This window comes from Arthrobacter sp. Y3225116, from assembly GCF_059091245.1.
This window is the reverse complement of the sequence record NZ_JBNHGL010000130.1, coordinates 1-8,435: the sequence shown is the minus strand read 5'-3', so window position 1 is coordinate 8,435 and position 8,435 is coordinate 1. Positions and strand designations below refer to the sequence as shown.

Annotated in this window: 8 protein-coding genes; 7 read left to right on the top strand and 1 reads right to left on the bottom strand. The window is 65.9% G+C overall.

The features are described from left to right. Positions 1-42: 42 nt before the first annotated feature. The gene (locus AC5RV2_RS11955) at positions 43-516 is read right to left on the bottom strand and encodes a MarR family winged helix-turn-helix transcriptional regulator (protein ID WP_494092507.1); all 474 of its coding nucleotides are present in this window, start codon (positions 514-516) and stop codon (positions 43-45) included. Between the two features lie 122 nt (positions 517-638). Here AC5RV2_RS11955 and AC5RV2_RS11950 point away from each other — a divergent pair, with 122 nt between their 5' ends. The 7 genes from AC5RV2_RS11950 to AC5RV2_RS11920 all read left to right on the top strand — a co-directional run bounded on the left by AC5RV2_RS11950 (position 639) and on the right by AC5RV2_RS11920 (position 8,358). Then, positions 639-1,571 (top strand): SDR family NAD(P)-dependent oxidoreductase, encoded by a 933-nt coding sequence (locus AC5RV2_RS11950; RefSeq protein WP_494092506.1) that lies wholly within the window; start codon positions 639-641, stop codon positions 1,569-1,571. 59 nt (positions 1,572-1,630) lie between these two features. Continuing rightward, entirely contained in the window at positions 1,631-2,476 is an 846-nt protein-coding gene (locus tag AC5RV2_RS11945; protein ID WP_494092508.1) for an amidohydrolase family protein, read from the top strand. Continuing rightward, a complete protein-coding gene (locus AC5RV2_RS11940; protein WP_494092505.1) occupies positions 2,473-3,684 on the top strand; it encodes an acyl-CoA dehydrogenase family protein in 1,212 nt (403 codons plus the stop codon). The genes AC5RV2_RS11945 and AC5RV2_RS11940 overlap by 4 nt, the downstream gene beginning before the upstream one ends. 26 nt (positions 3,685-3,710) lie before the next feature. Further along, on the top strand, positions 3,711-4,166 hold the full coding sequence (locus tag AC5RV2_RS11935) for a MaoC family dehydratase (RefSeq protein WP_494065139.1): 456 nt from the start codon (positions 3,711-3,713) through the stop codon (positions 4,164-4,166). Positions 4,167-4,329: 163 nt separating this feature from the next. Further along, positions 4,330-5,325 carry an ABC transporter substrate-binding protein gene (locus AC5RV2_RS11930; protein ID WP_494092504.1) on the top strand — a complete coding sequence of 332 codons (996 nt, stop codon included), beginning with the start codon at positions 4,330-4,332 and terminating at the stop codon, positions 5,323-5,325. Between the two features lie 266 nt (positions 5,326-5,591). Further along, a complete protein-coding gene (locus AC5RV2_RS11925; protein WP_494065137.1) occupies positions 5,592-6,458 on the top strand; it encodes an ABC transporter substrate-binding protein in 867 nt (288 codons plus the stop codon). Positions 6,459-6,804: 346 nt separating this feature from the next. Further along, entirely contained in the window at positions 6,805-8,358 is a 1,554-nt protein-coding gene (locus AC5RV2_RS11920) for an acyl-CoA synthetase (protein ID WP_494092503.1), read from the top strand. Positions 8,359-8,435 lie beyond the last annotated feature (77 nt).

Genomic DNA, 8,435 nt, shown 5'->3' with positions numbered 1-8,435 from the left:
GCCCGTCGCGGCCGGTCAGAAGGCGGCGCCCGTCGCGGCCGGTCAGAAGGCGATGCGGCGCAGCAGGTCGCGCAGCGTTTCCCGTTCCTGTTCGTTCAGCTGGGCCAGGGACTCGTCCGACGCCTTGCGGATGATCGCTTCGGCCTGCTTGTACAGCTTCCGGCCCGACGCCGTCGCAACGATGACCTTCGACCGGCGGTCGCGCGGGTCGGCTTCGCGGGTGACGGCGCCGCGCCGCTCCAACTGGTCCACCAGCGCCACGATCTGGCTGGGGTCCAGGCTCAGGAAATCGGCCAGTTCGCGCTGCGACGGGTTCTCCCCGCTGCACGCCAGTGACAGCACCGAGTAGGACCGCACCTTCAGGTCAAGCTCGGCCAGCATGTTGTTGGCCAGGCCGGACCCCAGCGAACGCGCCCGCGCCGTGAGGAACTCGATTTCGTTGGCCAGATCGGTACCGTACAGCCGTTCCAGGCCGGCGGTCGCCGACGGGCGGACGGCCGTTGTTGCTGCGGACATGTTCCCTCGCTAGAAGTCGGTGCTGCCCAAAATGATTGACTTTTTCAATCATATGGGTTGTCATTGGTTTCAGACCAGCATAAACCGCAACGCACCTCCACCGTGGGACTTAGGAGCAGCAGATGTCTTTGGCCGGAAAAACAGCGATCGTCACCGGAAGCGGCAGGGGCCTCGGCTTGGCCTACGCGCAGGAGCTTGCCCGCCAGGGCGCCTCCGTTGTGGTCAATGACGTGGATGCGCAGGTCGCGGAGGAAGCCGTCGCCAGTATCACCGGCGCCGGCGGCCAAGCCACCGCCGTCGTTGCCCCGGTGGGCTCCGCCGAAACCGCCCGGCAGTTGGTGGCCGCCGCCGTCGAGACCTTCGGCCGCCTGGACATCCTGGTGACCAATGCCGGAGTGCTGCGGGACAAGTCGCTGCTGAAAATGACGGACGAGGACTTCGACCTGGTGATCAACGTGCACCTGCGCGGTACCTTCACCTGCGTGCGCGAGGCCTACGCCTACTTTAAGGAAAACGGTATCGCGGGCCGGATCATCACGATCGGTTCGCCTACCGGCCAGCGCGGCAACTTCGGCCAGACCAATTACGCCGCGGCGAAGGCCGGCATCGTCGGGATGGTCCGTACCTGGGCGCTGGAGATGAAGAAGGCCGGCGTCACCGCCAACGCCGTGATCCCGGTGGCAGCCACCGCGATGACGAAGACCGTGCCGTTTTTCCAGAAGGCCGTGGAGGCGGACGAGCGCGGCGAGGCCATGCCTGACTTTTTCCGCAAGGATTTGGGCTTTGGCACGGCCGACGACGTTGCCGGGCTGGTTGCCTACCTCGCCTCCGATGCGGCGGCCAACGTGACCGGCCAGGCGATCGGCGTGGGCGGCGACCGGCTGCAGCTGTGGTCCCATCCGGAGCCCGTCGCCACCGAGTTCCTGGACGGCGGCTGGAACTATGAAGCGCTGAGCGAGCGTTTCCAGGACCTGTTCGGCGGCCGGCTGCAGAGCGTGGGCGAGACGTTCCCCGAGCTGCCGGCGGAACTGCAGCCCGAGACGGCGGCGAAGTAGCCGTGCCTCCCAGACGTTACGAACCGGCGCTCGACGTCGCGTCGCTGGCGGCGATCGACATGCATGTGCACGTCGAGATCGACGGCCACGGCCACCTCTCGCTGCCGCAGGAGCTGATGGACGCGTCGAGCGCGTACTTCAAGGCGGAGGAGCGGACGCCGTCGCTGGATGCGATTGCCGAAACGTACCGGGAACTGAAGATGGCGGCGGTGGTGTTCACCGTGGATGCCCGGACCCGCCTGAAGCACGAGCCGAACAGCATCGAGGACATCGCCGAGGGCGCCGCCCGCAACAACGACGTGCTGATCCCGTTCGGCTCCGTCGACCCGCTGACGGGTCCGGAGGCCATTGACCGGGCCAAGTCCCTGGCCGAGGACTACGGGGTGCGGGGCTTCAAGTTCCACCCCAGCCTGCAGGGCTTCAACCCGTCCCACGAGCGGTTCTACCCGCTGTGGGAAGCCCTGCAGTCGCTGGGCCTGCCGGCGGTGTTCCATACCGGCCAGAACGGCATGGGGGCCGGCACGCCCGGTGGCTCCGGGATTAAACTCGGCTACTCGAACCCGCTGCTGCTGGACGAGATCGCCGCCGACTTCCCGGACTTCCAGATCATCATGGCGCACCCCTCGGTGCCCTGGCAGGACGAGGCCAACTCGATTGCCACGCACAAGTCGAACGTGTTCATCGACCTGTCCGGCTGGTCGCCAAGGTACTTCCCGGAATCCCTGGTGAAACTTTCCAATTCCGTCCTGCAGGACAAGGTGCTGTTCGGCACCGATTATCCGCTGATCACCCCGCAGAAGTGGCTGGGCGCCTTCGCGGACCTGCCGATGAAGGACGAGGTCCGGCCGAAAATCCTCAAGGACAACGCGGTGCGCCTGCTCGGGCTGGGCGGTGGGCAGGCATGAGCGCGGTGGCCCAAGAGAAGGCCGGCACCGCGGCCGGACCCTTCTATCCTTCCGACCAGTACGGCTACGCCGCGCTGCTGACCGACGCCGAACGGACCGTGCTCGGCCGGCTGCGCGGCGTGCTCGAGGAGCAGGTTCAGCCGCTGCTGGCGGACTACTGGGAACAGGGTGAGTTTCCGTATCAGATTGCCCAGCCTCTGTATGACCTGAACCTGATGGCGCCGGCCGAACTGACCGACGGCGGCGCGAAGCCCTCCGGACTCTACGAGGGCTTCCGCAACTTTGAGCTCGCCCGGACCGACGCCTCCGTCGCCACCTTCTACAACGCCCAGTCAGGACTGTTCCGCACGGCCGTGGCTCTGGGCGGCAGCGCCGGGCAGGCCGCAGAGCTGGACCCGAAGATCTGCAGCTTCGAGTTGAAGGGCGTCTTTGCGCTGACCGAACCGGAACACGGCTCGGACATCGCCGGCGGTCTCGAGACCAGCGCCCGCCGCGAGGGAGGCGAATGGGTGATCGACGGCGCCAAGCGCTGGATCGGCGGGGCCGCCGCTGCGGACGTGCTCGCCGTCTTCGCCCGCGACCAGGCGGACGGACAGGTCAAGTGCTTCCTCGTCCCGACCGATGCCCCCGGGGTCGGCATCGCCAAGATCCTGCGCAAGACCTCGCTGCGCATGATGCAGAACGCCGACATCACCCTGGCCGGTGTCCGCGTCCCGGACACCGCGCGGCTGGAGAACGTCAATTCGTTCGCGGACGTGGCCTCGCTGCTGCGCAACATGCGCTCCGATGTCGCCTGGATCGCCGCCGGCGTCCAGGCCGGCGCCTACGAGGCCGCGCTGCGCTACGTCAAGGGGCGCCGGCAGTTCGGCAAGCCGCTGGCCGGATTCCAGCTGGTTCAGGAGAAACTGGCCACCATGCTCGGCAACCTCACGGCCTCGCTCGGCATGGCGGTGCGGCTGACCCAGCAGCAGGAGGACGGCATCTACAAGGACGAGAACTCGGCTTTGGCCAAGATGTTCTGCAGCGCCCGCATGCGCGAGACCGTTGCCCTGGCCCGGGAAGTGGTGGGCGGCAACGGCATCACCCTGGACACCGACGTCGCGCGGTTCCATGCCGACGCCGAGGCCGTCTATTCCTATGAAGGCACCCACGAGATCAACGCCCTGATAGTCGGCCGGGCAATCACCGGCACCGGCGCATTCCGCTAACCGTCCGTATTCCCAAGGAGCACTCCATGAGCAACACCGTCGTCAGCCTCGAAGAACTGCCCAACCTGGTCGGCAAGGACCTGGGCTACACCGACTACCGTGAAATCACGCAGGACCAGGTCAACACCTTTGCAGATGCCACCGATGACCACCAATGGATCCACACCGACCCGGAAAAGGCCAAGGAAGGGCCGTTCGGTGCGCCGATCGCCCACGGCTTCCTGACCCTGTCGCTGGTCATTCCGCTGTGGAGCGAACTGTTCGACGTGGAAGGCGTCACGACCAAGGTCAACTACGGCCTGGACCGCGTGCGGTTCACCAGCCCGGTGAAGGTCGGCTCCAAGGTCCGCCTGCATTCGGTGATTTCCGAGGTCACCGAGGTGAAGGGCGGCGTCCAGATCAAGACCAACAACACCATCGAGATTGAAGGCGAGGAGCGCCCCGCGGTCATCGCGGAGTTCTTGGCCCGCTTCTACGCCTGACGCCGGGCCGCTCCCGGTTCGCAAGCAAAGGTCGGTGCAGAATTCTGCCCTAACTGTTGATTTATTCAACTATTGTATCTACATTGTATTTAGGTGTGGTGCCGATCACAGTCAGTCTCCCGACGGCGGGGGCGGCGGCGCCAAGGACCGCGAGGAGCATTTCATGAAGAAGCACTTGGCGAAGTTACTGGCCGGTGGCGCGGTTGCCGCGATGGCATTGACCGGCTGCGGCTCCGGTTCCCCCTCCGGGTCGAACGAAGCGCCGGCGGAACAGTCCGGCCCCGCCGGCTCCGGGCTCACCAAGCTCACTGTGGGCGTGCTGCCGATCGCCCCGTCGGGAGCCATGCAGTACGGCATCGATGAGGGCATCTTCGAGAAGCACGGCCTGGAGTTGGAGTTGCAGACCGGGCAGGGCGGCGCTGCCATGCTGCCCGCCGTTTCCACCGGCACCCTGAACTTCGCCGTCGGCAATCCGCTGTCGGTGATGACGGCGGTGGACAAGGGCCTGGATATGAATATCGTCACGGGCTACAGCAACTCCAAGGCGGAGGGCGAGGACATCAATGCCGTGATCGTCAAGGCTGATTCCGGGATCGAGGACTTCGCGGACCTGGAGGGCAAGACCACCGCCGTCAACACGCTCAAGACCCAGGGCGACCTCACCATCATGGAATCGGCGGCGATCGACGGGGGCGACCCCTCCAATCTGAAGTTCAGCGAAATGCCGTTCCCGGACATGGAAGCCCAGCTGGAGCGCGGCAACGTGGATGCCATCTGGGTGCCTGAACCCTTCCAGTCGAAGGCGTTGGCCAACAAGGACTACAAGCTGCTGGGCCACCCGAACCAGAAGGCCTTGCCGGGCCTGCCCACCATGGTGACCTTCACCAGCGGCAGCTACGCCGACCAGAACGCGGAGATCGTGGCCGACTTCAAGGCAGCCGTTTCGGAAACCCTGACGGCCGCGGAAGCGGATCCGGCCGGCGTCCGCGCTGTCCTGCCGGACTTCATGGGCATGCCCGAAGAAGTGGCGAAGGGTCTGAAAATGGAAACGTTCGACGCCGAGCTTCCGGTGGATGTTCTCAGCGACATGGGCGAGCTGATGGTCAAGTACGAGTACGTGGACAAGGCCCCCGACGTGCCGGCCATGGCCGTTCAGTAGCCTTCGCTCTTGGCCTCTGGTGGCGGGGCGGTTCCCGGGATGCGGGAGCCGCCCCGCATCGTTGACGGCCTCCACTATGTCCGTAGATACTGTGACCTAAGGCACACTCTTGCTGCATGGGGCGGTGAGTGGGAGAGGGACCCGTGAAAAGAATTGGAACGGCGGTTGCGCTGGCGGCCGTGCTGGCGGTAACAGGCTGCGGTGGGGGCAGCCCGTCCGGTGGCGGTGATGCGGCGCAAACCGGTGGCACCGAAGCCGCCGGCGGAATGACTCCCATCAAGGTTGGGGTCATCCCGATCGTTGACGTGGCTCCCATCTACCTGGGCGACCAGGAGGGATTCTTCGAAGAAGAGGGGCTGGATCTCGAGCTCGTCCCGGCACAGGGCGGCGCGGCCATCATTCCGGCCATCACCAGCGGTCAGATGGATTTTGGCTTCAGCAATGTCACGTCGCTGGTGATTGCCCGCTCCAAGGGGCTGAACATGCAGATGGTGGCCAACGGCGCTTCAACCACCGGCAACCAGGATGAGGATTTCGCGGCCGTCATGGTCAAGCCGGACAGCGGGATCAAGGAGATTGCGGACCTGACCGGCAAGCGCATCGGCGTGAATACCCTGAACAACATCAGCGACTCGACGATCCGTGAGGCGGTGGAGCAGGCCGGCGCGGACTCGTCCGACCTGAATTTCGTCGAGATGCCCTTCCCGGACATGCCCGCGGCGCTGGCCAACGGCAACGTCGACGCGATCGCCGCCGTCGAACCGTTCGTGACCATCGTCGAAGGCGACGGCGCGGTGCCGGTGTTCTCCAACTATGCCTATCCGGTGGAGAACCTCACCGTGGCGACCTACTTCACCTCGGACGACATTGCCGGGGAGAAGCCGGATGTCACCCAGGCCTTTGTTCGGGCCATGAAGAAGTCCTTGGCGTTCGCCGACGAGAATCCCGACCGGGTGCGCGAGATCCTGCCCGAGTACACGCAGCTTGACCCCGCGGTCATCGAGGAGCTGACCCTGCCGAAATTCCCGCAGGAGGTCAACGCAGAGTCCATCCAGGAGATCGCCGACATCTCCCTGAAGAACGGCCTGATCGAGGAGATCCCGGACATGGAGGCGCTCCTGCCGCAGCAATAAGGCTGGCAGGGTGCGTTGGCCGGCCACGTGTTCCTGACGCTCCGGCTGTGCCTGGTAGCGCCGCCCGGGCGGGTGATGGGCAGAAACACCCCTCCGCGCTTGCGGAGGGGTGTTTTCCTGTTCCTGATGACGCATGTGGCCAGGCGGTGGACGGTGGAGGCCGGCGGTACGACTGCAATGTCAACTATTGACTTTCTCAACTAATACGCCCTAGGTTGGAGATGTCCGCTGTGATCTGGTTCACCGCGGAGCCGTGAGTCCGGCCCCGCCCGCCCGGGCTGGGGGTCGGGCCCGCTCGCGGGGCTGTCGAGACCCGCTCGCCGGGTACGTCGGAAGGTATGTCACGATGCAGAATCAAGGTCTCGGGGCCTGGATCCACAAGCGACGCATGAAGTCCGCCGCGAAAACCGCCATTATCAGCAGCGCGGGTGAACTGAGCTACGGGGAGTTCGCCGGGCGGGTGGACCGGCTGGCCAACGCCCTGGCGGACCGCGGCATCGGCCGCGGCGACCGAGTGGCCTACCTGGGGGAGAACCACCCGGCGTTCCTGGAAACCTTTTTTGCGTGCGGAACCCTGGGCGCCATCTTCGTCCCGCTGAACACCCGGCTGGCCCCGCCCGAGGTCCAGTTCGCCCTGCAGGACTCCGGCAGCCGCATCCTGGTCCACGCCCGCAGCCTGGAGACGCTGGCGGCCCGGGGCAGTGCGCTGCTGGAGCTAAACCAGCGGATCGTGGTGGAAGATACCCCGGCGGGAATCGGTGCCGAGGCAGCCGGGCCGGGCACCGCCGTCGAACTTATGGAGGAAGTCATTGCCTCCGGCAGCACGGGACGGCGCGATGAAGCAGTGTCGCTGGATGACCCGGCCATGATCCTCTACACGTCCGGCACTACGGGCCGGCCCAAGGGGGCGCTGCTCACGCACGGCAACATGACCTGGAACAGCATAAATGTGCTCGTGGACTTCGATATGGCCAGCACCGACGTCGCCCTGATGATCGCCCCGATGTTCCACGTGGCATCCCTGGGCATGGGTGTGCTGCCGGCCCTGCTCAAGGGCGCCACCGTGGTGCTGGAGCCCAAGTTCGATCCGGGGCGGACCCTGATGCTGATCGAGAAGTACAAGGCCACCAGCATCAGCGGCGTGCCGACCACCTACCAGCTGCTGTGCGAGCACCCGGACTGGGACAAGACGGACATCAGCTCCCTGAACAAGCTGACCTGCGGCGGATCGGCCGTGCCCATGCGAGTGCTGGAGGCCTACGAAGCCCGCGGACTGTCCTTCACCAACGGCTACGGGATGACCGAAACGGCGCCCGGAGCCACCACGCTGGCGGCGGAGAAGTCCCGCCCGAAGGCGGGATCCGCCGGCCTCCCGCACTTCTTTACGGACATCCGGATCGCCGATCCGATGGGCGAGGCCCTGCCCCCGCGGGAGGTCGGCGAAATCCAGATTTCGGGTCCGAACGTCATCCGCGAGTACTGGAACCGGCCCGATGCCACGGCCGAGAGCTATGCCGACGGCGAATGGTTCAAGTCCGGGGACATGGGCTACGTGGACGACGAAGGCTTCCTCTTTATCTCCGACCGGCTCAAGGACATGATCATCTCCGGCGGCGAGAACATCTACCCCGCCGAGGTGGAGCAGGTCATCCTGGAGCTGGAGGCGGTCAGCAGTGCCGCCGTCATCGGCGTCCCGGACGAGAAGTGGGGCGAGGTCCCGCGCGCGGTGGTCACCGTCCGCGAGGGCTTTTCGGTGTCCGCCGAGGAGATCCAGCAGCACCTGGACGGGCGGTTGGCCCGCTACAAGATCCCCAAGTCCGTGGTGTTCGTGGCGGACCTGCCGCGGACGGCCAGCGGAAAGATCCGCAAGGCCGACCTGCGGAAGGAATACTCGAACTAGACGGGGCTGCCTCCGGGCCCGGGCTACTTGCGGGCGCCGGCTGGCTGCGGCGCCTGCCTACTTGCGGGCGCCCGCCG